The following is a 22,705-nucleotide window of genomic DNA, read 5'->3' on the forward strand; positions in this document are numbered from 1 at the left end:
ATTTGAAAGATTTAACCAACTATTTTAACAAAAAAGATATTATTTTTAAATCAATAGAAAAGATAGACCCAAAAACTATTGGGAGTCGAAAAAAAGTTGAAATTTATTGTGCAACTGGAATTGATAAAAACTACTATGCTATTATATTACATAACTCAAAAAGTCGATTTATACGAAAGACTGCGGAAGAATTGATGGAACTTCTTGAAAAACTAAGTGCTTATAAAGAACATAATTTTAAGAAAAAGATTTTGCTCATTGGTTCACCTTTATGCTCAAAAGCTAAAAAATTACTTGTGGATAATAAATGGAGTGTTGATATTGATTTTATGTGATATAGGAAATAGTACATACCATTTTTTGATAAATGGTAAAGATAAAAGATATTTATTAGACGAAGAATTACCAAAATTTGATGATGAAATATATTTTGTCTCAGTAAATGATAAGGGTTCTAAAAAACTTATAAAATCAAATCCACAAGCAAAAAATATAGAAAAGCTAATGAAGTTTGAGACAGAATATAAAGGCTTGGGAATAGATAGAGCACTTGCTTGTTATTTTGAAAAACATTGTGTAGTTGTAGATGCAGGAAGTGCCATAACAGTTGATATTATGGATGAGAAACATTCTGGTGGTTTTATATTACCAGGTTGTAGAGCATATATGAATACTTACCCTAAAATCTCTAAAAAACTAAATTTTGATTTTGATATAAATATAAATTTGGATAAAATACCGCTTCAAACAAAAGATGCTATATCATATGCCATGATGAAATCTATTATTTTACCAATCAAAGAAGTAAGCAAAAACAGAAAAATCATTTTTACAGGTGGCGACGGAGAGCTATTTAGTAAATATTTTGAAAATAGTATATATAAAAAAGATTTGATATTTAAGAACATGAAAAGGATTATTGATGCTAACAATTGCATTGCCTAAGGGAAGAATCGCAGAAGAGACTTTAGACAAATTTGAGAAAGCTTTTGGTGAAAAGTTTATATTTGAAAAAAGAAAATTGATTTTAGAGAAAAGTGGATTTAAGTTTTTAAATGTAAGAAACCAAGATGTACCAACTTATGTAATGCATGGAGCGGCTGATTTAGGTGTTGTTGGCTTAGATGTTTTAGAAGAAAAAGAGTACGACTTAATCAAACTTCTTGATTTGCAACTTGGAAAGTGTAAAGTTGCTTTTGGTCTTAGAAAGGGCGAAGAGTTAGACTTCACAAAAAGTAAAATTACAGTTGCAACAAAACATGAAAAAATAGCAAAAAGATACTTCGAAGAAAAAGCAATGGCTGTTGAAATTATAAAACTTTATGGTTCTATAGAACTTGCACCTTTAGTTAATCTAAGTGATTGTATTGTGGATATTGTAGAAACAGGTGAAACAATGAAACAAAATGGCTTAGAAGTAGGTCCAACTATTATGTTAAGTAGTGCACACCTAATAGCAAACAAGAATTCATATTATGCAAAAAAAGATAAAATCTTAGAACTAAGAGAAAGAATCAAAGCAGTTTTATAATGGGTTTAAATTTATATGCAAAAATAGAAGAATATTTAGATTTTGAAGATGAGGTTTTTAGACTTCATAGTGAATTTATCTCTATAATAATAGAAAAGAAACTCGATAATATCTTAGATGTAGGTTGTGGACAGGGGTCTTTTTTAAATCAATTAGCTTCTTTAAAGTTAAACTCTTACGGTATAGATTTAAGTAGTGAACAAATAAAAATCTGTAAAAAAAATGGCATCAAAAATGTAGCAAGTTTGCCTTTAAATGAAGTAAAAGAAAAATATGATTGCACAACTGCAATTTTTGATGTTATTAATTATATACCAAAAAAAGATGTAAAAACATTTTTTACTGAGATGAATCTTGTTTTAAATCAAGGCGGATATTTTATTTTTGATGTAAACTCACTTTTTGGATTTGAAGATGTGGCACAAGGAACTTTGAGTATGGATTTAGGTGATAAATTTATAGTTATAGATGCTACTTTTGAAGAAGAGAAACTATTTACAGATATTACCCTTTTTACACAAGATAAAAACAATCTTTTCAAAAAAGAGAATGATGCTATTATTCAATATTACTATGAAAGAAATGAATTAAAAGAACTTCTAAAAGAGTCTGGTTTTGAAGTTGAAAGAGTAATTGATTTTAATCTGCATGATTACGGTCAAAGTGATAAGGAAATATATATCTGTAAAAAATCTTAAAAGGATTTTTTATGAACTACCCAGAATTTTTTGACAAAATTCCCCAAATAAAATTAAAAGATAATCTTTCTAGCTTTTTAGGAGCCTTCAGTGATGGTGAACTTGTCTTCTCATATAAAGAGATAGTAAAAAGTGCAGGGCACTCTTGTCCTACAGTTTTAGGTGCATATCTTATGACATATAAAGCTTTAGAAGAGTTGTATACAAATGAAATACCAGTTCGAGGCGAAATTAAAATAGAGTTTTCAAGTAAACAAAATGATGGTGTCACAGGAGTTATCTCAAATGTTATGTCTAATATAACTGGTGCTACTTATGATACTGGATTTAAAGGTTTGTCTGGTAATTTTGATAGAAGACATTTGATGTTTTTTGAAAAAGATATTTCTTCAAATGCTAGATTTACAAGGATTGATACAAAAAATAGTGTAGATGTTTTTTATGATACAAGTTCAATAAACATGAGTGAAGAACTTCAATTTTTGATGCAAAAATCTCTTTCAAAAAAAGCAAATGAAGAAGAGATAAAAGAGTTTGGAAATCTTTGGCAAAAAAGAGTTGAAGAGATATTTAATAAAGTTGATGAGGTAATAAGTGTAGTTAAAGTTTAACTACACTTTTTATTTTATAGTCCTACTATATCTCTGATTTTTTCCATTTTAGCTTTTGCTACTTTGCCAGCTTTTTCGGCTCCAAATGCAAGTATTTCATGTACTTCTTTTGGATTATTTAAAAGCTCTTGTCTTCTTTGGGCATATGGTTCAAAATGCTCATTGATTTTATCTAATAGGGTCATTTTAAAGTGTCCATATCCTTCACCAGGAGTTGCATATCTTTGTCTTAGCTCTGCTAATTCTTCTTCATTCATAAATAGTTCACTAAGTTTGTAAATGTTGCATGTTGTAGGATCTTTTACATCATCTAATCCTTTAGAGTCAGTTACTACTCCCATAACTTGCTTTTTGATTGTTTTTGCGTCTCCAAACATATCAATTGTATTTCCATAAGATTTTGACATTTTTGCTCCATCAGTTCCCGGAACTGTTGCAACAACTTCATCAACTTTTGCTTCTGGCAATACTAAAATATCAGTTTTATAGTGGTTATTAAAACTATTTGCTATATCCCTTGTCATCTCCACATGTTGGATTTGATCTTTTCCTACTGGTACAATATTTGAGTCATATACTAAAATATCAGCAGCCATAAGTACAGGATAAGAAAATAGTCCATGGTTTGTTTGAAAACCACGAGCTACTTTATCTTTATAGGAATGTGCTCGTTCAAGTAAACCCATAGATGTATGATTTGATAAAAGCCAGTATAACTCTAGTACTTCTTTTACATGATGTTGTACCCAAAAAGTTGATTTTTCTGGATCCATTCCAAGTGCTAAAAAGTTTACTGCTACTTCAAAGATATTTTTTTCTAAAAGCTCTTTTTCTTTTACAGTTGTCAATGCATGATATGAAGCAATAAAGGCAAAAAGTTCACCATCATCTTGTGATTCAATCATTTTTTTAATCATTCCAAAGTAGTTACCTATATGAATAATTCCTGAGGGTTGTATTCCTGAAAGTATTCTCAAATCTTAGTCCTTATAAAAAATTTCAGAATTATATCTAATTGTTGATTTGTGTTAGATTTAGTCTCTCTTTGATTTTATTTTGGATTAGTTCCAGGTGAACCATCAAATTATAATATTCACCCATAAAAGATAAGGGAACTTTTGTCTCTTTTTGTATTTCAATACTTAATTCATCAAGTTCTTCATTAAATTTTTCCAACTCTTCATTACTTGCTGTAGCTATTTTTTTGTCAATTTTATTTAATATTTTATACCATCTATATATTTTTGAACGCATACTCCATTGATATAAAGGAAAAATGCCTTTAAAAAGTGGGAACATTAAAGTTAATAATGGAATTAAAAGAAGCTTTAATCTATCAATATTAGAGGCAATCCAATATGGAAAAATCTTTTCTAACCAAGTATCTCCATTAGTAAAGTATTGTTTTGCCTCTTTGTTTATTTCAAGGTTTGTATTTAATAAATTTGGAAATTGATTCTCTTTTGCAAATAAAGACTCTTTTGAATGTATTAGTTTAACTTGTTTTAAAAAAAGTCGAGTAAGTTCTGCTGGAACATTTTTATTAACTAATAAACTAGCACTTGTAGATAATAAATTTATATTTTCTTCTGGAATATTTTTATATAAATCAAGTGTCCCTTCATAAAGAGTTAAAGCTGCCAAAAATCCATACTTTTGTCCATAAGCTTTTGCTCTTTTTATACTTAATACATTTATTTTTGGATCTTCAAGTAACTCTTTTACTACAGGTGATTTATGGGAAGTTACCATAAACATAGCATCAATTTTACCATCAAGAAGCATTTTCTTTGAAGTTTGAGTATCAAGAGATAAAATTGTGCTATTGCTATTGTCTATTCCATTATCTTTTAGAAGTTTCATTGATAAATCTTTAGTGCCACTTCCATCTTCACCAATTGATATTTTTTTAGTGATTAGTTGAATGAGATAATCAATTTTGTATTGGTCATTTTTATAAAATATCCATAAGGGTTCATAGTAAATATTCCCTAAAAATTCTATATTTGGTTCAGAAATATTTAATATTCCATTTTGTGCAAAGGCAATATCTACTTTTCCCTCTTTTATAAGTTTTATATTATCAACTGAACCTTTTGTAGTAAGTAAAGTTACATCTATTTTATTCTCTTCTAAAAGCTTCTTATATTCAGTTGCTATTTTATAATAATTGCCATCTTTTAAACCAGTTGCAATAACCAGTTTTTTAATAGGAGCTGGTTGAATAAACTTTGATGTTATAGCAAACATAGCAATAATAACAATTAAAATGGGAATAGATATTTTCAAAAAACTATATTTCATAACAATCACTTTTATTTTATATTAAATACTTTATAATAAAACAAATTATAGTTAACTAAATGAAATATAAAAGATAGAAATAGCTTCTATCTTTTGTTTTGGAGCTCTTTTATTAATTTATTAGTATTTTTCATACTTACAAATATTGTTGCAAAGAGTAATGAGAAAGCAATAAATATAGATACTGTTATTGCTTTACTTGTAGAGAGTTGAGTATCAAGTCTGCTCTTTTGTTTTTTTACTTTTTTCTGTTCTTGAAATCCTTCTTTTGGAGGAATTCCTTCTTTAATTGTTAAGTCATTATCTCCTTCATCAAGAATTATTAAATAAGCAAATTTAGGAATATCAACTGTTAATTTGTTGTCAGGTGGAAGTCTTTTTTCATAAAGTACTTCTTTTGTTTTTTTATCTTCTAATCTAAGTAATACTCCAGCAGCACTTTCACCTGTATTAAACAATGCTATTATTGTCATTGTATTATCTTTATTATCTTTTATTGTTATATCTAATTCATGGGCATAAAGATTTATGGCTAGAAGTATAAGTATAATTATTTTTAAGTAAATTTTCATGTGTTAACCTTTTTTTTTAGTGTCCAAAATTGTTTTGCTTCGTTTCTGTTTTTAGGTAGTTTTTCTGCAACATAAATTAAATTTGCACCAAATAAAAATAAACCTATATCTACTGCAAGTATATTCTTCAGACTAAATAGTTCTGATATTGTAATATTTAAAAAAGCTATATGAAGGATTACTGATAGTATAAATAAAAATCCTCCAATAAAAAAGAAGTTTTTAGCTGCTTCATAAGAATTTATTTTGTAAAAAGACCAAAAGAGAGTAAATAACCATACATTATAAAAAATCCCTTTTTGCCATAATACTCTATCTTGTAAATCAAAAGGAAAAATCCATTGCAAAACAAACAACATCCCTGTAGCTGGAATAACTCCTACCATACTAGCAAGGGAGAATTTTCCTATCCAATGATAAAATACAATTTTATTTTGAAACTTTTTTGCTTTTTTCTCAAGAAATAACATTGTTCCAAATCCAATTGCTATAGCGCATAAAGCCATTAATAAAGCCATAATAATTCTAGAAAATATATCAATACCAAATAAAAAGTGCAAGAAGAATAGTCCTTCTGCAACAAATACTGGCCACTGTTTATCCATTACTTTTTGATTTTTTATCAAATCTCCTGTAACAGCACTTAATATGATAGTTGGTTTGTTAAAAATACCTCCATTAAAAAATGGTTTGTATGGGTTATATCCTATGATTTCAACTTGTGCTTTTTTATCATTCCAGTTGATTAATTTTATTTGTTTGAAGCTAAGTTGAGGATTTATCTTTTCTGCTTTTATTAATAAATCACTAAGCTTTTTCATTTGTGCTTTTTCATTTGATTTCTTTGGTGGTTTATTTTGTGCAAATAATACTTTCCCTACAACTGCATCAATACTTTTTGCTTCACCTTTTGTAAGCAATTGTGACATTGGACCAGCAGTGATTAATCCTATGTTCATAACTGCACCAGTAATGGTAATCAAGGTTAAGGGTAAAAATATCCATGAGAAAATCTTCACATGAATTTTTGAAAATAGGGCTTGTTGATTTTGACCTTTATTTTTAAATTTTACAATAATAATCAAAATAAGTCCTGTGATTATTAATACAAGCGTTCCAACTGCTACAAATCCTAAAAAGATCATTCCAATAGTTTTTAAGGGCCACCCATAATGTAATTGATTTAAAAAATCAGCAAGATTAGATTCTTCTTTTGTTTCATTGTTTATTTCTTTATTAGTATGAGGATTAAAGGCATGTTCTTTTGCAAATCTATGAGTTATAGTAACTGCTGGATCGCCCATATTTCCAGGTAGATTAATAAGTATATTATCTTTTGGGAAGTCTGGATTCTCCAAAACTTTATTTATCATAGAATTATAATCAATTTTTCTAATATCAATTTTTTCTATAAGTCTTGATGGTTTTTCCCATGTTTTTATATATGGTAATAGTATTGTAAAAATTCCAAAAAAAATAGAAATGTACATAAAAGAAGAAAAAAGTATTCCTATTGCTATGTGCATCCTAAAAAGTCTTTGTTTAAATAGTTTTGCTTTTGTTTCTTTCATTTATAACCTTTAATAAAAAATATAAAGTGCAAGTGAAAATACGATTGTAGGAACTAAAAATCTAAGTAATGCACTTAATTTTGTAAAGGATAATGCAATATATATTGTTGCTATTGCCCAAGCAAAAGTATTTAACATTATAGATATAATTGCAGACTTTTGTACTTCAATTGGAATTAAAAAAGCTAGTAGGGTCATACCTAAGTAAGCCACAACTAAACCTCCAAATATGGAGGTTATTGTTCTAAATATTCCTATTCTTTTGCCACTTTTTTCTGGTGTTGATAAATATTTATATAATTTTTGTATCATTATTGCTTTCTTTAAAATTTATAACTTATAGTTGCAAGGAAAGTTCTTGGTTTACCAAGATATACCCTTGTACCAGCTGCTGAACTAGATAGCGCACCATCAACATACTCTTCATCTGTTAGATTTTGAACACTAATATTTGCTTTCCAATTTCCTTTTTTATAACCAATTGTTGCATTATAAATAATTGCAGAATCTAGTTTTATACTATTTGCATCATCTGCATATTTACTTCCTAAATATCTAGCTCCCGCACCAACATAAAAATCTGGTAAATCAAAAGTAGATAATTTATATGTCGTAAAAATACTTGCTGTGTGTTTTGGAATATTGCTTAAATAGTTATTGTCATTATCTTTGTTTTTTGTTTTAGTATAACCATATGAAGCAATCACAGACCAGTTTGATGTTATTGCTCCATTTACATCTAACTCAAAACCTTGGCTTTCTTGTTTACCACTTGATTTATATTTTGTATTGGTAACATCAGCTGGATCAAGTTGAGCAATATTTTCTTTTTCTATTTTAAATATGGCAGCAGTTAAATTCAATCTATCATCAAATAGTTTTTGTTTGACTCCTATTTCATATCCTTTTCCCGTTTCTGGGTCTAAAATATTTCCACTAATATCTATCTGTGTATTTGGAGTAAAAGATTCAGAATAATTTGTATATATACTTGTTTGGTCTGTCACATGATAAACTAATCCAAAAGATGGAGTGATTGCATCAGTTTTTTTTCCATTTTTTGGTTTAGATTCACTATATCTTACTCCTGCGCTAAATATTAAATCATCAGTTAGATTTATACTATCTTGCAAAAATGTCCCCCATGATTTGACATTTGTTTTAGGAGTTGACATATCCCTTGCCCCTGAGTGATTAGATAAATTAGTAAGTTGTTCATATGTTGGATTTGATAAATTTAAATTATATGCAGTTGCACCATCATAATACATATCAAGTTTTGAGTAAGCTTTATTGTAATCAACACCCAACGTAATATTATTTTTTAGATTTAATATATTGGCTTCTTTATTTATTGTATATTGAAGTGCATGTTCTTGAAATTCTTGTTTTTGATATGCATAAGCTCTTGTTACAACATTAGTTGATTCATTGTATTTTTGTGGCATATGTACATTGCCATTATCTCCTACATAATCGATATATCTATATTTAAAATTTGAATTCCAAGTATTAAAAGTGCTATTTAAATCAAATCCAATGATTTTCTGAGTTTTTTTGAATTCTTCATCAGGATTAGAAATAACAGTATCAAGAGGAGCTACAATTTTACCTCTACTGTTTACATATGTTCCAAAAGATGAAGGAGTAGTCTCTTTTGTATATTCAGAAATAAAAGTTAAAGTGTGATTGTCATTTATCTCATAAGCTAAACTTGGAGCTATAAATACACTATTTGTATTTGTATTATTATCAAAATATCCTTTATCATGTTTCATTGTAGAAACAAGTCTAAAATAAAGTGATTTATCTTCATTTAAACTACCTCCAATATCAAGTTTTGGAGTATAAGATGGATTGTCATTTATTTCTAATTCAATATTTGCAATAGTCTCTTTTGAAGGTTTCTTTTTAACTAGGTTTACTATTCCTCCGGGACTTGATTGCCCATATTGTAATGAATCTGGACCCTTTTGTACTTCTACTGCTTCATAATTATATACTTCAGGATGGGCCATTTTATTTGTAACTTTTAATCCATCAAATAAAATTGGAACTCCCGAGAATCCTCTCATAGAAATTTGATTAGTTCTTCCATGACTATCACCTGTATAAACTGTATTTGATGAATATTTTATAATATCTTCAATATTTTGAAGGTTAGCATCTTGAATAAAGTTTTCATTAAAAACCTGAATAGATTTTGCAGTATCTTCTAATTTTATGTTTGTTCTATTAAAGTGTGCTTTTTCATTGGATAAATAATCTGCTGCAACATCCTCACCAATAATATCAATGCTTTGTAATGTTGTACTTTCACTTTCTTTTTTATTATCTGCAAGTAATACAGAACTTGTTATTATCAATGCACTAAGTGACACTGATAAGTGTTTATGTAAATGATTGAAGTTCATAAATATTCTCCTGTAAAATTTATGGCATAATACATTAAATGATTATTGTTATCAATATCTAGTAGTCAAAAAAAGGAATATTTTATACACAATGGGGAAAAATAAGATTATTCTTGCTGTTTTTTGTATAAACTAGGGCTGATACCATATTGCATAGAGAAAAGTTTACTAAAATTGCCTGTGTGTTTGTATCCAACTTGGAAACAAGCTTCTTTTACACTGTAATTTTTATTCAATAGTTCTTTTGCTATTTTTAATCTTTGTTTTTGAATCATTTCATAAACTGTCATTCCATAATACAATTTAAAATCTTTTTTTAAATAACATTCATTGATTGCAGATTTATATGCAATCTCTTTTATACTTAATGGAGAGTTATAATATTTAGTAATTATCTCTTTTGCTCTTTCTAATGGTTTGATTTTTTCAATATCTATATTTTCATTAGAAAAATTATTTTTGATTATTTTATTAATTGTGTAATGAGCTAAATTTAATGCCATAGATTCAAGATGAAGATTAGAAAGACTATTGTGATCAATTGTTTCATTCTCAAAATGAGACAATATTTCAAGTTGGTATGAATCAATATATCCACCTTCAATGATGGAGTGATTATGAACTTTTGTCTCATTCATTCTTTCTTCTAGTCTTTCTAGTTTTTGTGCAAGTTGTAAAAAAAGTACTTCTTTTATTCCAATTGTTATTGCTTTGCATTGTTTATTCTTTTTTAAGTGCATATCAACGGAAAAATCATCTGAGGAAAGGCCAATAAAGAATGAATTCTTTTTTAATATAAATTCATGATTATCTTTAAAAAGATATTTAATATTATTTGATAAATTAAAGATTAGTACAGCACCTGCTATATTTGAAGAAAGATAAATATTATAATCATTATTTAAAATATGATTACATGAAGAACTAGCTATTCCATTACCAAAATCATGCCATATAAAAATGCCATTTCCATAATCTTGTTTTACATTTGTTAATAAAGTTTCTCTTGAAAAAGGATTATTAATTTTTTTGCTAATTTCTATTAAATCTGTGTGATTTATTTTTTCCATTATTTTAAATATCCTTAGAGTTAAATACTTATGATAGTAAAAAATATTTAAAATAACTTTAATTAATGATAGTGATTATTATAATTAAACAGTTTTCACTAATTATATAGTGAAAACTGTTAATATTATATTTTAAAATCTGTAACTGATTGTTGCAAGAACAGTTCTTGGATCTCCTACATATACTCTGGTATCACTTGTCTTACCTGAAGCTGATCCATCAACATACTCTTCATCTGTTAGATTTTGAACACTAATATTTGCTTTCCAATTTCCTTTTTTATAACCAATTGTTGCATTATAAATAATTGCAGAATCTAGTTTTATACTATTTGCATCATCTGCATATTTACTTCCTAAATATCTAGCTCCCGCACCAACATAAAAATCTGGTAAATCAAAAGTAGATAATTTATATGTTGTGAAAATATTTGCTGTATGTTTTGGAATATTTCTTAAGTTTTTATCATCATTATTTTTATTTTTTGTTTTAGTATATCCATACGAAGCAATCATAGACCAGTTTGATGTAATATCACCTGCTAAATCTAATTCAAATCCTTTACTTTCTTGTTTACCACTTGGAACTGACCAACCACTTAAAGATGGAGCATCAGGATCTGCCAATGCAATATTTTCTTTTTCTATTTTAAATATTGCAGCTGTTAAATTTAATCTATCATCAAATAGTTTTTGTTTGATTCCAATTTCATATCCTTTTCCCGTTTCTGGGTCTAAAACATTTCCACTTTTATCTGTAGCACTATTTGGTGTGAAAGATTCAGAGTAATTTGTATATAGGCTTGTTTTATCAGTGACATGATAAACTATTCCAAATGAAGGGCTAATTGCATCAGTTTTTTTACCATTTTTTGGTTTAGATTCACTATATCTTACTCCTGCACTAAATATTAAATCATCTGTAATATTTATACTATCTTGTAGAAATGTTCCCCATGATTTTACATATGAATCTTCTCCTGACATATCCCGTGTGATAGGATATGAATCTACAGAATTTATATGTTTCTCATAAACTGGATTTGCAAGATTTATATTATATGCCTGCATTGCAATATGTGAAGTTCCTTCTGAATAAGCCTTATTGTAATCAGCTCCAATGCTAATGTTATTCTTCACATCAAATATTTTAAATTCTTTGTTAAGTGTATATTGTAAAGCATGTTCTTTAAATTCACTTCTTTGATCAGCAGGGTATCTTGTGACTGTGTTTGTTGATTCATTATAAGAAAGTGGTAAATAAACATTTCCATAATCTCTTACATGTGTGATATATTTATATTTAAAGTTAGAGTTCCAAGTATCATAAATAGTATCAAGATTAAATCCAATAACTTTTTGTGTTCTTTTATACTCTTCATCAGGATGAGAAGCAACATTTTCTATAGGTGCTACAAGCTCTCCCTTGCTATTAACATTACTTCCAAATCTTGTAGGAGTTGTTTCTTTAGTATATTCACTAAGAAAAGTAAAAGTGTTGTTATCATTTATATCATAAGCTAAACTAGGGGCAATAAATATTTTATTTGTGTTTGTATTACTATTTGTGTATCCCTCATCATATTCGTAAGTAGAAATAAGTCTAAAATATAATGATTTCTCTTCATTTAAACTACCTCCAATATCAACTTTAGGATTAAAAGAAGGATTATTATTCATCTGTAATTCAATATTTGCAATAGTCTCTTTTGAAGGTTTCTTTTTAACTAAGTTTACTATTCCACCAGGACTTGATTGTCCATATTGTAATGAATCTGGACCTTTTTGTATCTCAACTGCTTCTAAAGCAAAAACTTCTGGATTTGAGATTTTATTTGTAACTTTTAATCCATCAATTAAAATAGGAACTCCTGAAAATCCTCTCATAGATATATTAGTTGATTTTCCATCTGTATCACCAGTGTAAACAGTATTTGATGATAACTCTATAATATCATCAATATTTCTAAGACTTGCATCTTGAATAAGAGTTTGATTAAATACTTGAATTGATTTAGCTGTATCTTCTATATCTATACCTGTACGATTTAATTTTACTTTTTCTTCACTTTGATAATTTGAAATGCTATTCTCTATAATATTAACTTCATCTAATTTTGTACTTTCTTGGGCAAGAAGTAGCTCACTTGTTAATAAAAGAGAAGAAAGGCCTATTGATAAATTTCTTTTAAGAAATTTTTTTTTCATATAATACTCCTGAAATTTTTATTTAGGGATAATATATAAATTGATACTAATTATCAATATGTTAAAAGACACTATGAGGAAAAGTTTATGGGATAAAGGGAAAAATTAAAAGTTATTGAGTTCTTTTCTATAATCATTTGGAGTTATATTAAAATGATCAAAGAATAATTTGCTAAAATAGCTAGCATTGTTATATCCTATTTTTACTGCAACTTCTTTAATGCTATGATTTTCTTTTAATAGTTTTTTTGCTACTTCTAATCGTCTTTTTTGAATCATTTCTAAAATAGTCATGCCATAATACTCTTTAAAGTCTTTTTTTAAATAACATTCATTTATTGCAGATTTATAGGCTATAGTTTTTATAGATAATTTTGAATTGTAGTTATTCATAATAATCTCTTTTGCTCTTTCTAAAGATGAAATTCTATCTTTTTTATGACTTATAGAATAGGAATTACTCAAAGATTTGGAAACCTTTTCAACAGTGTAGTGAAGTAAGTTTGTAATTTTTGATTCTAGATAAATGCTTTTTAAAATATCTTCAAAAGAATTTTCATCTCTAAAATCATTTGATAACTCTAATTGCAATGCATCAATTTGTAAATCTTTTAAAATATAGTAACTTTGTTGAAATGCCAGTTTCATATATCTTTCAATATTTGCAATTGGATATGCCATTTTCAAAAATAGATCATTTTTTATACCTACAAAAATACAGATAAAAGGTTCATCTTTTTTTAATGGAATTTCACAATAAAATTTATTGGATGCTAATTCAATAAAAAAATGATTACTTCTTAAAACATATTCTTTTTTGTCTTTATATGTAAAATTGATATTATTACCAAAGTTAAAAATCAAACATGCACCAGGAACTTGAGATTCTTCGTATAATATTAAGTCTTTTTTTGGAATGAATTTTCTAACAAAAAGACCAATACCATTTCCCATATCATAAAAAATAGTAAAACCTTCTCCATACTCTTTTTTTATTTTAGCAATATAAGTTATTCTAGAAAAAGGGTTTTGTGTTTTTTTAATAATATCAATTAAATCTGTATAATTTACTTTAAGTGTGTCATTCATTTTGTATTTAAAAATTATTTAATAATCTATATAGCATCTGTTGATTTTCCTTACAATTAAATTCTTATAATAGTAAAATATGTTTAAAATAGCTTTAACTATGATAGTGATTATTATAATTAAACAATATTATGATAAAATAATTTATGGCAATGAACGAATTTAAGAACTTAAAATTATTATATGTTGAAGATGAAAATAACATACGCAAAGTTGCTATGTCTTATTTTAGTCGTTTATTTGATACGGTGTATGAAGCAAAAGATGCTTTAGATGCATTTGATATCTTTAAAGATATTAAACCCCATATTATAGTCACTGATATAAAAATGACAAAAATGTCAGGTATAGACTTAGTTAGAAAGGTTAGAGAACTAGATAAAAGATGTCAAATAGTAATTCTAACTGCATATACAGATACGAATTTTCTACTTGAAGCTGTAGAATTGAATCTGGTAAAATATTTAATCAAACCAATACGACATGATAAGATGCACTCTGTTTTAAAACAATGTGCTGTAAATATCAAAGAAAATAGGCTAAATCTTATTCATATTAGTCAAAATTGCATTTATGATATTTTTAATAAAACACTCATTTTTGATAAACAAATAGTAAAGTTATCCAAAACAGAATTAGAGTTTTTAGAATTATTATGTATGAATCTAACTCGTGTAGTAACATATGAAGAAATAGAGAATATAATTTGGTATGACTCATATATGAGTGAAGATGCACTTCGTTCAATGGTTCGAAAACTAAGAAAAAAGTTACCAGAAGATTGTATAGAAAATATAGCAAAAATGGGTTATAAACTTCAATGCCATTAGCTAGAATTATTATTTGTATTTTCATAATAAATATTTTTGCTTATGCTAATGGAAAAGATAGTTTAATAACTGGGGCTTACTTTTCAACAGATAAAGGAAACTATAAAAATTATAAACAATATGATTTAAAAAATGACTATTTTAAAAAATTCGATGTAAAACTAGAAATAAATAAAAAAGCGTTAAAAGATAAAACATACTATTTATTTATAACTACTGATGTAAAAAGTTTAATTAGTTCAAATGTAGCTTATAATAAAAGCTTAGATAAGATAATAGTAAAACTTGATAAAAATACTCCTTCTAATATATATTTTTCATATGAAAATAAAAAACAAAAACTATTAAATTTTAAGATATTGGTATTTAGTGAATTTGAATATCAATATATGTTAGAAAATAAAAGCATATTATATGGAATAGCATATGGAATAATCTTTTCAGCCTTTTTATATAATCTTGTGATATTTTTAAATACCAGAAAAAAAGCCTTCTTTTACTACTCTTTAATGCAGATTTTTTTGTTAATTATTTTAGTTGACCTTGTTAGGTTTTCTACTATGACATATAGAAGCTCTTTTGAAATTATGGTCCTTGATATACTTGAAACTTTGTGCCTTATTGTGATTATTTTATTTTCTAAAGAGATATTAAATACAAAAAAAAATATACCTATTATGGATAAGTTTTTGTATGGATTGATTATGATAAATGTGTTAGATTTATTTTGTATACCTTTTATAGGATATTCAATTTTGTATGAATATATATCTAGAACATTAATTATCTTATTTTTAATGATGGCTGGAATTATCACTTTATACAAAGGAGAAAAAGTAGCAATCTTCTATATTTTGGGTTGGAGTGTTCTTTTTATAAGTTTAGCAGTTAGTGAATATAATTTAATAGATATAAATGAACTCTTTATTTTTCATATTGGATTTCCTATTGAATCTATGATTTTAAGTTTTGCCCTTGGTTATAAATTAAAACAAAGTATTCATGAAAATAAAGAAAAAGAGCAACTTTTAGTACACCAAAGTAAATTGGCTTCTATGGGTGAAATGATTAATAATATCGCCCATCAATGGCGACAACCCTTAACTCACCTATCATTTATAAATATGGATATACAAACGGCTCAAGATACTAAAGAATTAGATAAAAAATACTTAGATGAAAAAATAAATGAATCCTATGAGCAAATTGAATTTATGTCTCAGACTATTGATAACTTTAAAGATTTTTATCAACCAGTTAAAAATAAAGAACTGTTTTTTATAAGTGAAGCTGTTAATAAAGCAATTAATATAATCAAACCCTCTTTAAATAATTTGAATATAAATCTAAGCTTTACAATTCATCAAGATAGTGAAGTAGAAGCATTTGAAAATGAATATTCTCAAGTAGTATTAAATTTTATTAGTAATGCTAAAGAGGTATTACATTTAAGAAAAATTAAAAACCCTAAAATAGATATTTATTTAGAATTTACAAATAATAAAAGCATTTTAACAGTTAAAGATAATGCAAAAGGAATTTCTGAAGATATTATAAACAAGATTTTTAATCCTTATTTTAGTACGAAAAATAATAGTAGTGGAATAGGGCTTTATATGTCAAAAATAATTGTAGAATCACACTTTGAAGGTACAATTAGTGCTTATAATACCAAAGAAGGAGCTTGTTTTAAAGTTGAAGTATAAGTCATATTAGATTTTTTTAAATGCAATAAAGAAAGAAGAGTTTCATATAAAACATCTTGTGAATGGTTATATCTAAATTGAGACTCTTTTAAATGCAAAAATAAGTTATTTTTGTTTAGTCCTCTAAATTTCTTTAATCTATTTTGAATAAAATCTTGAATACTCTCATCACTTTTTGTAAGATACAATAAGGTATATTTATTCTCTTTTTTATCAAATGAAACTTTTGCAGAATTGGTTTTTTTACTATTTTGTAATTGTAAATGAATATTTTCATTTATAAACTCTTGAAGATTTGGAAAAATATTTTCACTATTTTCAAAAATAAAAGCTTTCTTTTGGTATTCAATAAAATAGTTAATGTATGGTCCATTTTTTACATATTTTATTAAAAAGCTATTATTAGATAAATGGTTATTTTTTAATAAATAAAATATTTCATCTTGTTTTGAAAGTAATAATGATCTAATAATTTTATAATAATTATTTATGGTTTGTCTACTTAGATTTAATTTTTGAGCCGTTTGTATTGCTGTATAATCTTCTGTAAAATATTTGCATATTTTTTTTAGAACAGTAGTATCGATTTTGGCATTTTTTAAATAATTTAATATTTCATTGTTACTCATACTTAAATTGTATGAAAAAACAATGGCTAAAGAATGTCTAAAAAAAGAAATTCCTAATTTGAGGAGAATTTCTTTTTTTCTTTAGAACTATTTTGCGCACCACAACCACAAGAACCACCACAACTTTTCTTTTTAAAGAGGGTTTTGTATATGTAATAAAGTGCAAGAACAAAAATAATTACAGTAAAAAGTAGTTCATATAGACTCATTCTATAATCTCCTTACCTTTTATAGAGACAATATGCCCCTCTCCTGCATCAAAAACAACTTCATATGAGTTTTGTGGTTTAGAAAAAGTAAATTCACTATTTTCATTCATTAAACCTTCAACAATCTTTTTGTCATCATGTTTTACATACATTCTTACACCACTTCCACTACTTCCATTTGAAAAACCACCTTCGCAAGTGATACTATCATCACCATTGTCAAAGCATGTCATGATTGCCGTATGTGCATCTAAACTACTTATTAAAAGTATACTTGTTAGTAAAATTTTTTTAAACATATGTTTCCTTTTTTGTTGGTATTAATCCTAAAGCAAGAGTTATTAATATAATAAAGATATAAAAATAACCCATAGCTTCAATTTCTGATAAACTAAAAATTGTGCCCATTTGAAAAATAAAAATAGCACATATTAGCCCTAAAATTATTGGATAGAATAGGGCAAATAACATCCATTTTAAAGAGTTTGTTTGGATTTTTATCATAATCATTGTTGCTATACATGGAGGTGTCAATGCCATAAATATTATAATCGCCACAGCACTTAGTGGAGAGTATGTATGATTATCTCCTAAAGAGTTATTTTGATTACTTTCATATAATGCACCAAGAGTTGAAACCGAACTTTCCCTTGCTGCAAAAGAGCTTAAAAATGCCACATTGATTTTCCAATCAAAGCCTGCATATTGGGTAACTGGAACAAAGAATTTTCCAATAGAACCTAAAAAAGAATTCTCAATTTTATTGTTTTTTAATTCTCTTAGTAATTTTTTTCTTGTATTTAAAAGTATTTTTAACGCTTTATTTATTTTTCTAGCTTCTTTATTTTTATTAGGTTTAGCAAAAAGAAAAAACAGTTGATTTTTATCTTGAAATTTTTCATCAATAGCTTTTGAAACAGTTACATCTTTTGTATTCATTTTTTCATATTTATATTGAGTATAAAAATTAATTAACTCTTTTAGTTCTTTTTTCTCATTTACATAAGTAAAATATTTGCTATGTTTTGTTTGCTTATAAAAAGTATCTTGCATTGCTTTACTTTGAATATCATATTGATTTTTTTCTTTTTGAGAGAGACCAGGAAATTGTATTAGTACAAATAAAACTATAGCAACAGCTGCTACGATTGTAACAATCTTTTTTAAATATAACCAAACCCTATCAAAAACTTTAACTAATAAGCCTCTTAATGTAGGTATATGATAAGAGGGTAATTCCATGATAAAAGGAGTATTTGGATAAGCCTTTAAAATACTCATGCTTAATAGCTTAGAAATAATCAATGCAATAAAAAGTGTAATAGTTGAAATCATAAACATCATTAAAGCCATATGCACTTTAAAGAAAGTCACAATAATCAATATAAAAAAAGGAATCTTTGCTAAACAGTTCATAAGAGGAATAGTTAAAATTGTAGCTATTTTTGCTCTTTTGTCATTCATTCCTTTTGTTGCCATTACTCCAGGAACTGCACAACCACCTGCAAAAATTCCACTTAAAACTAAGGGCAAGGTAGACTCTCCATGCAAGCCAAATTTTGAGAAAACTCTATCTAAAATAAAGGCCATTCGTGGCATATATCCCACATCTTCTAGTATAGCAATTAAGAAAAAAAGTATTAAAAATATTGGAATATAATTAAGTAAAGCAATAATACTATTCATCATCCAAATAGCAAGTTGAGTTAAATATGGAATGGAACTAATATCTTCACTTGGGAATAATGAAACTACGGTATATTTAAGCCAAGCTAGTATGGGCCAAGTAATATTAGTGAGGTCATATCCGTATACTATTGAAAACTTATATAAAGTAAAAATAATTAGACCTAAAATAGGAAGGGCAAGAAATTTATTTAATATTATTGTATCAATTTTTTCGCTTATTGTTTTTTCTTTTGTTTTACTTTTTGTTGTGCAGGCTTTGACTAGTTCATCTGCTTTTTCATATCTAATTTTAACAATATATTGTTCAACACTTATTTTATGTATATCTTTAAATTCTTTTTTATACTTCTCAACAATATCAAATATCTCATCATAATTATAATCATTGTTTTTAACAAAGGATTTAATTCCTTCATCATTTTCAAAAAGTTTTATGCAAATAAAATGTTTAGATAATTCAAAAGAATCCACATTTAGTTGAGGTTTCAATCTATCAATATATGGCTGCAACTTTTCATAAAACAAGGCAGTGGATACATGAGAGATTAAGTCATTATTTACTTCTATAATTGAATCTTTTAGTTCATTCAATCCTTGTTTTTTTGTAGCTACTGTTTGCACAACTTTTGCATTGACTAATTTTTCTAATTTTTCAAAGTTGATTTCTTGACCATTTTGTTTTGCAATATCCAACATATTAAATGCAATTATCATAGGTTTTTGCATATCAAAAAGTTGCATAGTTAAATACAAATTTCTTCTTAAATTTGAAGCATCAATTGTATTTATGATTATGTTAGTTTCTTTATTTAAGATATAACTTCTTGTGATCTTTTCTTCTTCTGAATATGAAGAAAAAGAGTAAGTCCCTGGTAAATCAATTACATTGTATCTTGAATCTTTATAAGTATATGAACCCTCTTTTTTATCAACTGTTACCCCAGGATAATTTGCAATGTGTTGTTTGATGTTTGTTAACATATTGAAAATAGTAGACTTACCACAATTAGGTTGTCCTACTAAGGCTAAATTGGTGCTATTCATAACTTACTCTAACTGCTTTAGCTTCATTTACTCGTAATGTAATATGATAAGATAATAGTTCTACTTCTAAAGGATCTTTTAAAGGAGAGTATCTAATAAGTTTTATGGAAGTTCCTTCTATAAATCCCATATCATAAAGTTTTTGTAATAATATACCTGTTGCATTAATCTCTTTGATTATTGCAGGTTTAAATGGGATTATTTCATTTAGGGTCATTAGCCACCTTTTCATAAATTATATTAATAGTAAGTATTAATATTATAATGAAAAAATATGGCTAAAATATGTCCGTTTGTGATTAATCATATTTTGTAACCTAATTGTTTGATGATTTTTTTGGCCCTTGCATGTTCAAACTTATTTAATAGAGCTTCTTTTAGGTATTTTTTTGAAAAATCTTCTTTTTCTAATTCATAATAAGAAAGGGCAAGTAAGATGTTTTTTTGCCCATCATTTTTTGAATTTTTTTTGAATTCTGAATTTTCTAAAGTTGAAATTACTTTTTTATAATTTGACTCATTGTAATAAATATTTGCTAATAAAATTTCGTAATATTCACTTTTTGCATTTGCGTTGGTAGTTAAAAGTTTTATGGCATGTTTTATATTTTTTGCATTTAAATGTGAATTAATTAAAGTTTTAAAATTTGATTTATTATCTTCTAAAATTCCTTTTTTTATACCATCTTCGATTAAAAGTGCTGCTTTATTATATAAGTCATTTTGTAATAATAAATTTACAAAATATTGGATATTGTTTTTATGGTTAATTAGTCCTCTGTCATATGCTAATTCTAAGGTAGAGAGCATCTGTTTTTGATCATTTGTATTTTGATAAATCAAAACTAATTGCATCCAATACTCTTCTTTTGATTCAAAATTATTAATCATATATTTAATAATTTCAATAGCCTTAGGATATTGTTTTAATTCAAAATAAGATGAATACAAAATTTTATACCAAGTTTCCAAATTTGGTTTACTTTTATTTTTTTGATTTTCTTTTGAATCTTTTAAATACTCTTCTAATAATTCCTTTTTGTATTCAATTACTTTCTCGTCATACACAATACTTTGTTTATATTCTTGTGCATAGTAGTATGCTAAAGCTAAATTCTGATAAATGAGTTGCTTATTAATATCTTTTGATTTTAATAATTCCAATGAGTATTTAATGCTTTCTTTATATAGAGTTTCAGATAAATATAATTGAGATAAAACATATTTAACTCTATTTATTTCATTTGGCTTAAAAACATTTAATTTAAGTATTTTTTCATAATTTGAAATCGCCTCTTTATATTTATTCTGTTCTAAATATATACTTGCATAACTTTGTAAAGCATAAGATATTGTAATATCATTTGTATCTTTTAATAATGGTTTTAAAAGATTAGATGCTTGTTTATAATCTTTTGTTTCAATAAGTTTTTCTGCTTCTTGAAGCTTTTTAAAGTTTGCACTTGAAAGAGTCTCTTTTGCAAATGATGATAAAACTAAAATAGTTATAATTAAGATTATTTTTTTCATATTGCTAACCTAAAATTAAATTTTATAGTGGCAGTTTTTGAGTATTCACTTCTATTAAACTTCCATCTTTTAATTGCACTTATTGAACTATGCTCAAAAATACCTTCCGGATTGGATTCTAAAACTTTTACATTAGAAACATAACCATCTTTACCAATATCAAAAATTAATTTGACATAACCTTCTTGTTTTCTAGATTTTGCTTGTCTTGGGTACTTTGGATTTACTTTTTTTAAGGGTGCTAAAGTATTTGCATCTAAAATAACTTTTGCACCAGATAATGATGATATTTTTGATATCTCGATTTTTTGCTGAATTTTAAAAGGAACAATTTTCACATTTTTTTCAGGTTCTGTAGAATATTTTTTAAGAAATTTTGGTTTTTGCTCTAGTTTTTTTACTTTTGGTTTTTCTTTAATTCTTTTTTTTCTTTCAATATTTGTATCATCTTTTTCTCTTAAATATACTAAGTGTCGCAATTGGGTAGGTTCTTCAAATTTTTTATTATTGCTATTTGTCATTATAAACATACCAAAAAATAAACCAAGACAAATAATGATAGACAAACTTAAAGCTAAAAGAAATCGCATTTTAGTTATCTCTTAGTGTAGAAATTGAGATATTAAATATACCTGCAAGTCTTATTTGATCCATTACTTTTACTAAGATACCAGTTTTAGAATCTACATCTGATTGTATTACCACAGAATTTTGAGAATTTAAGGCTTTTAATCTCTCAATATTTGCTCTTACTGAACGAATATCTACCATTCTTTTATCAATCCAGATTTCATTATTATTTTTTATAGCTATTAAGATATTTGCTTTACCTTTTTGTTCTGATGATTTTGCACTTGGACGATTTACTTCAATACCTGTTTCTTTAACAAAAGAAGTTGTAACAATAAAAAATATTAACATAATAAAAACAACATCAAGCATTGGAGTTAGATTGATTTCTGTTTCTTCTTTATATTTATGTTGTGAAAATCTTCTCATA

24 protein-coding genes are annotated in these 22,705 nt (G+C 26.3%); 7 read left to right on the forward strand and 17 right to left on the reverse strand.

The features are described 5' to 3' along the window. Nucleotides 1-2 precede the first annotated feature (2 nt). Genes CRU95_RS07400 through CRU95_RS07420 form a run of 5 tightly spaced genes read left to right on the forward strand, consistent with a single transcriptional unit; the run spans nt 3 to nt 2,840 of the window. Nucleotides 3-335 (forward strand): hypothetical protein, encoded by a 333-nt coding sequence (locus tag CRU95_RS07400; protein ID WP_129100508.1) that lies wholly within the window; start codon nt 3-5, stop codon nt 333-335. Continuing rightward, nucleotides 313-945, forward strand: a complete 633-nt coding sequence (locus CRU95_RS07405) for a type III pantothenate kinase (protein ID WP_258238657.1) — start codon at nt 313-315, stop codon at nt 943-945. The genes CRU95_RS07400 and CRU95_RS07405 overlap by 23 nt, the downstream gene beginning before the upstream one ends. Then, entirely contained in the window at nt 923-1,531 is a 609-nt protein-coding gene (gene hisG, locus CRU95_RS07410; protein WP_129100509.1) for an ATP phosphoribosyltransferase, read from the forward strand. The genes CRU95_RS07405 and hisG overlap by 23 nt, the downstream gene beginning before the upstream one ends. Next, a complete protein-coding gene (locus CRU95_RS07415) occupies nt 1,531-2,229 on the forward strand; it encodes a class I SAM-dependent methyltransferase (protein WP_129100510.1) in 699 nt (232 codons plus the stop codon). Before hisG ends, CRU95_RS07415 begins: the two co-directional genes overlap by 1 nt. Nucleotides 2,230-2,240: 11 nt before the next feature. After that, nucleotides 2,241-2,840 carry an FmdE family protein gene (locus CRU95_RS07420; protein ID WP_129100511.1) on the forward strand — a complete coding sequence of 200 codons (600 nt, stop codon included), beginning with the start codon at nt 2,241-2,243 and terminating at the stop codon, nt 2,838-2,840. Nucleotides 2,841-2,854: 14 nt separating this feature from the next. Here the strand turns inward: CRU95_RS07420 and trpS are convergent, their stop codons facing one another. The 9 genes from trpS to CRU95_RS07465 form a co-directional block, all read right to left on the reverse strand. Next, the gene (gene trpS / locus CRU95_RS07425) at nt 2,855-3,817 is read right to left on the reverse strand and encodes a tryptophan--tRNA ligase (protein ID WP_129100512.1); all 963 of its coding nucleotides are present in this window, start codon (nt 3,815-3,817) and stop codon (nt 2,855-2,857) included. A 34-nt stretch (nt 3,818-3,851) separates the two neighbouring features. After that, entirely contained in the window at nt 3,852-5,144 is a 1,293-nt protein-coding gene (locus CRU95_RS07430; RefSeq protein ID WP_129100513.1) for a TAXI family TRAP transporter solute-binding subunit, read from the reverse strand. Nucleotides 5,145-5,230: 86 nt separating this feature from the next. After that, nucleotides 5,231-5,716: a hypothetical protein gene (locus CRU95_RS07435; RefSeq protein WP_129100514.1), complete on the reverse strand. Its 486-nt coding sequence runs from the start codon at nt 5,714-5,716 to the stop codon at nt 5,231-5,233. Then, a complete protein-coding gene (locus tag CRU95_RS07440; protein WP_129100515.1) occupies nt 5,713-7,287 on the reverse strand; it encodes a PepSY-associated TM helix domain-containing protein in 1,575 nt (524 codons plus the stop codon). The genes CRU95_RS07435 and CRU95_RS07440 overlap by 4 nt, the downstream gene beginning before the upstream one ends. A 9-nt stretch (nt 7,288-7,296) precedes the next feature. Further along, nucleotides 7,297-7,599, reverse strand: coding sequence for a hypothetical protein (locus CRU95_RS07445; protein WP_129100516.1), 303 nt, complete (start codon nt 7,597-7,599; stop codon nt 7,297-7,299). 11 nt (nt 7,600-7,610) lie between these two features. Beyond that, complete coding sequence (locus CRU95_RS07450) at nt 7,611-9,701, reverse strand: TonB-dependent siderophore receptor (RefSeq protein ID WP_129100517.1); 2,091 nt, start codon at nt 9,699-9,701, stop codon at nt 7,611-7,613. 107 nt (nt 9,702-9,808) lie between these two features. Next, nucleotides 9,809-10,771, reverse strand: coding sequence for an AraC family transcriptional regulator (locus CRU95_RS07455; protein WP_129100518.1), 963 nt, complete (start codon nt 10,769-10,771; stop codon nt 9,809-9,811). 132 nt (nt 10,772-10,903) lie between these two features. Continuing rightward, a complete protein-coding gene (locus CRU95_RS07460; RefSeq protein WP_129100519.1) occupies nt 10,904-12,979 on the reverse strand; it encodes a TonB-dependent siderophore receptor in 2,076 nt (691 codons plus the stop codon). A 105-nt stretch (nt 12,980-13,084) separates the two neighbouring features. Further along, on the reverse strand, nt 13,085-14,068 hold the full coding sequence (locus CRU95_RS07465; protein WP_129100520.1) for an AraC family transcriptional regulator: 984 nt from the start codon (nt 14,066-14,068) through the stop codon (nt 13,085-13,087). A 146-nt stretch (nt 14,069-14,214) separates the two neighbouring features. Between CRU95_RS07465 and CRU95_RS07470 the strand changes: the two genes are divergently transcribed. Next, nucleotides 14,215-14,898, forward strand: coding sequence for a response regulator transcription factor (locus CRU95_RS07470; protein WP_129100521.1), 684 nt, complete (start codon nt 14,215-14,217; stop codon nt 14,896-14,898). Next, a complete protein-coding gene (locus CRU95_RS07475; RefSeq protein WP_129100522.1) occupies nt 14,889-16,604 on the forward strand; it encodes a sensor histidine kinase in 1,716 nt (571 codons plus the stop codon). Before CRU95_RS07470 ends, CRU95_RS07475 begins: the two co-directional genes overlap by 10 nt. On the opposite strand, the gene CRU95_RS07480 is transcribed toward CRU95_RS07475, so the two are convergent. The 8 genes from CRU95_RS07480 to CRU95_RS07515 form a co-directional block, all read right to left on the reverse strand. Next, the gene (locus tag CRU95_RS07480) at nt 16,562-17,233 is read right to left on the reverse strand and encodes a hypothetical protein (RefSeq protein WP_129100523.1); all 672 of its coding nucleotides are present in this window, start codon (nt 17,231-17,233) and stop codon (nt 16,562-16,564) included. The genes CRU95_RS07475 and CRU95_RS07480 overlap by 43 nt on opposite strands. A gap of 53 nt (nt 17,234-17,286) precedes the next feature. Next, nucleotides 17,287-17,442 (reverse strand): FeoB-associated Cys-rich membrane protein, encoded by a 156-nt coding sequence (locus tag CRU95_RS07485; RefSeq protein WP_129100524.1) that lies wholly within the window; start codon nt 17,440-17,442, stop codon nt 17,287-17,289. Then, on the reverse strand, nt 17,439-17,741 hold the full coding sequence (locus CRU95_RS07490) for a hypothetical protein (protein ID WP_129100525.1): 303 nt from the start codon (nt 17,739-17,741) through the stop codon (nt 17,439-17,441). Before CRU95_RS07490 ends, CRU95_RS07485 begins: the two co-directional genes overlap by 4 nt. Continuing rightward, nucleotides 17,734-20,175, reverse strand: coding sequence for a ferrous iron transport protein B (feoB, locus tag CRU95_RS07495; RefSeq protein ID WP_129100526.1), 2,442 nt, complete (start codon nt 20,173-20,175; stop codon nt 17,734-17,736). The genes CRU95_RS07490 and feoB overlap by 8 nt, the downstream gene beginning before the upstream one ends. Continuing rightward, nucleotides 20,168-20,392 carry a ferrous iron transport protein A gene (locus CRU95_RS07500; protein WP_164969746.1) on the reverse strand — a complete coding sequence of 75 codons (225 nt, stop codon included), beginning with the start codon at nt 20,390-20,392 and terminating at the stop codon, nt 20,168-20,170. Before CRU95_RS07500 ends, feoB begins: the two co-directional genes overlap by 8 nt. A gap of 86 nt (nt 20,393-20,478) precedes the next feature. Further along, nucleotides 20,479-21,705 (reverse strand): hypothetical protein, encoded by a 1,227-nt coding sequence (locus CRU95_RS07505; RefSeq protein ID WP_129100528.1) that lies wholly within the window; start codon nt 21,703-21,705, stop codon nt 20,479-20,481. Next, nucleotides 21,702-22,295, reverse strand: coding sequence for an energy transducer TonB (locus CRU95_RS07510; RefSeq protein WP_129100529.1), 594 nt, complete (start codon nt 22,293-22,295; stop codon nt 21,702-21,704). Before CRU95_RS07510 ends, CRU95_RS07505 begins: the two co-directional genes overlap by 4 nt. A gap of 1 nt (nt 22,296) precedes the next feature. Continuing rightward, the gene (locus CRU95_RS07515) at nt 22,297-22,704 is read right to left on the reverse strand and encodes a biopolymer transporter ExbD (protein WP_129100530.1); all 408 of its coding nucleotides are present in this window, start codon (nt 22,702-22,704) and stop codon (nt 22,297-22,299) included. Nucleotide 22,705 lies beyond the last annotated feature (1 nt).

The sequence above is a fragment of the Arcobacter sp. F2176 genome (assembly GCF_004116465.1).
GTDB classification, from domain to species: Bacteria; Campylobacterota; Campylobacteria; order Campylobacterales; family Arcobacteraceae; genus Arcobacter; species Arcobacter siniprincipis.

Bases quoted from the DNA above. Each gene is read 5' to 3' on its own strand.
- hisG (WP_129100509.1), top strand. From the start codon at position 923: ATGCTAACAATTGCATTGCCTAAGGGAAGAATCGCAGAAGAGACTTTA.
- CRU95_RS07415 (WP_129100510.1), top strand. From the start codon at position 1,531: ATGGGTTTAAATTTATATGCAAAAATAGAAGAATATTTAGATTTTGAA.
- CRU95_RS07420 (WP_129100511.1), top strand. From the start codon at position 2,241: ATGAACTACCCAGAATTTTTTGACAAAATTCCCCAAATAAAATTAAAA.
- CRU95_RS07430 (WP_129100513.1), bottom strand. From the start codon at position 5,144: ATGAAATATAGTTTTTTGAAAATATCTATTCCCATTTTAATTGTTATT.
- CRU95_RS07435 (WP_129100514.1), bottom strand. From the start codon at position 5,716: ATGAAAATTTACTTAAAAATAATTATACTTATACTTCTAGCCATAAAT.
- CRU95_RS07440 (WP_129100515.1), bottom strand. From the start codon at position 7,287: ATGAAAGAAACAAAAGCAAAACTATTTAAACAAAGACTTTTTAGGATG.
- CRU95_RS07445 (WP_129100516.1), bottom strand. From the start codon at position 7,599: ATGATACAAAAATTATATAAATATTTATCAACACCAGAAAAAAGTGGC.
- CRU95_RS07450 (WP_129100517.1), bottom strand. From the start codon at position 9,701: ATGAACTTCAATCATTTACATAAACACTTATCAGTGTCACTTAGTGCA.
- CRU95_RS07455 (WP_129100518.1), bottom strand. From the start codon at position 10,771: ATGGAAAAAATAAATCACACAGATTTAATAGAAATTAGCAAAAAAATT.
- CRU95_RS07460 (WP_129100519.1), bottom strand. From the start codon at position 12,979: ATGAAAAAAAAATTTCTTAAAAGAAATTTATCAATAGGCCTTTCTTCT.
- CRU95_RS07465 (WP_129100520.1), bottom strand. From the start codon at position 14,068: ATGAATGACACACTTAAAGTAAATTATACAGATTTAATTGATATTATT.
- CRU95_RS07470 (WP_129100521.1), top strand. From the start codon at position 14,215: ATGGCAATGAACGAATTTAAGAACTTAAAATTATTATATGTTGAAGAT.
- CRU95_RS07475 (WP_129100522.1), top strand. From the start codon at position 14,889: ATGCCATTAGCTAGAATTATTATTTGTATTTTCATAATAAATATTTTT.
- CRU95_RS07480 (WP_129100523.1), bottom strand. From the start codon at position 17,233: ATGAGTAACAATGAAATATTAAATTATTTAAAAAATGCCAAAATCGAT.
- CRU95_RS07485 (WP_129100524.1), bottom strand. From the start codon at position 17,442: ATGAGTCTATATGAACTACTTTTTACTGTAATTATTTTTGTTCTTGCA.
- CRU95_RS07490 (WP_129100525.1), bottom strand. From the start codon at position 17,741: ATGTTTAAAAAAATTTTACTAACAAGTATACTTTTAATAAGTAGTTTA.
- feoB (WP_129100526.1), bottom strand. From the start codon at position 20,175: ATGAATAGCACCAATTTAGCCTTAGTAGGACAACCTAATTGTGGTAAG.
- CRU95_RS07500 (WP_164969746.1), bottom strand. From the start codon at position 20,392: ATGACCCTAAATGAAATAATCCCATTTAAACCTGCAATAATCAAAGAG.
- CRU95_RS07505 (WP_129100528.1), bottom strand. From the start codon at position 21,705: ATGAAAAAAATAATCTTAATTATAACTATTTTAGTTTTATCATCATTT.
- CRU95_RS07510 (WP_129100529.1), bottom strand. From the start codon at position 22,295: ATGCGATTTCTTTTAGCTTTAAGTTTGTCTATCATTATTTGTCTTGGT.
- CRU95_RS07515 (WP_129100530.1), bottom strand. From the start codon at position 22,704: ATGAGAAGATTTTCACAACATAAATATAAAGAAGAAACAGAAATCAAT.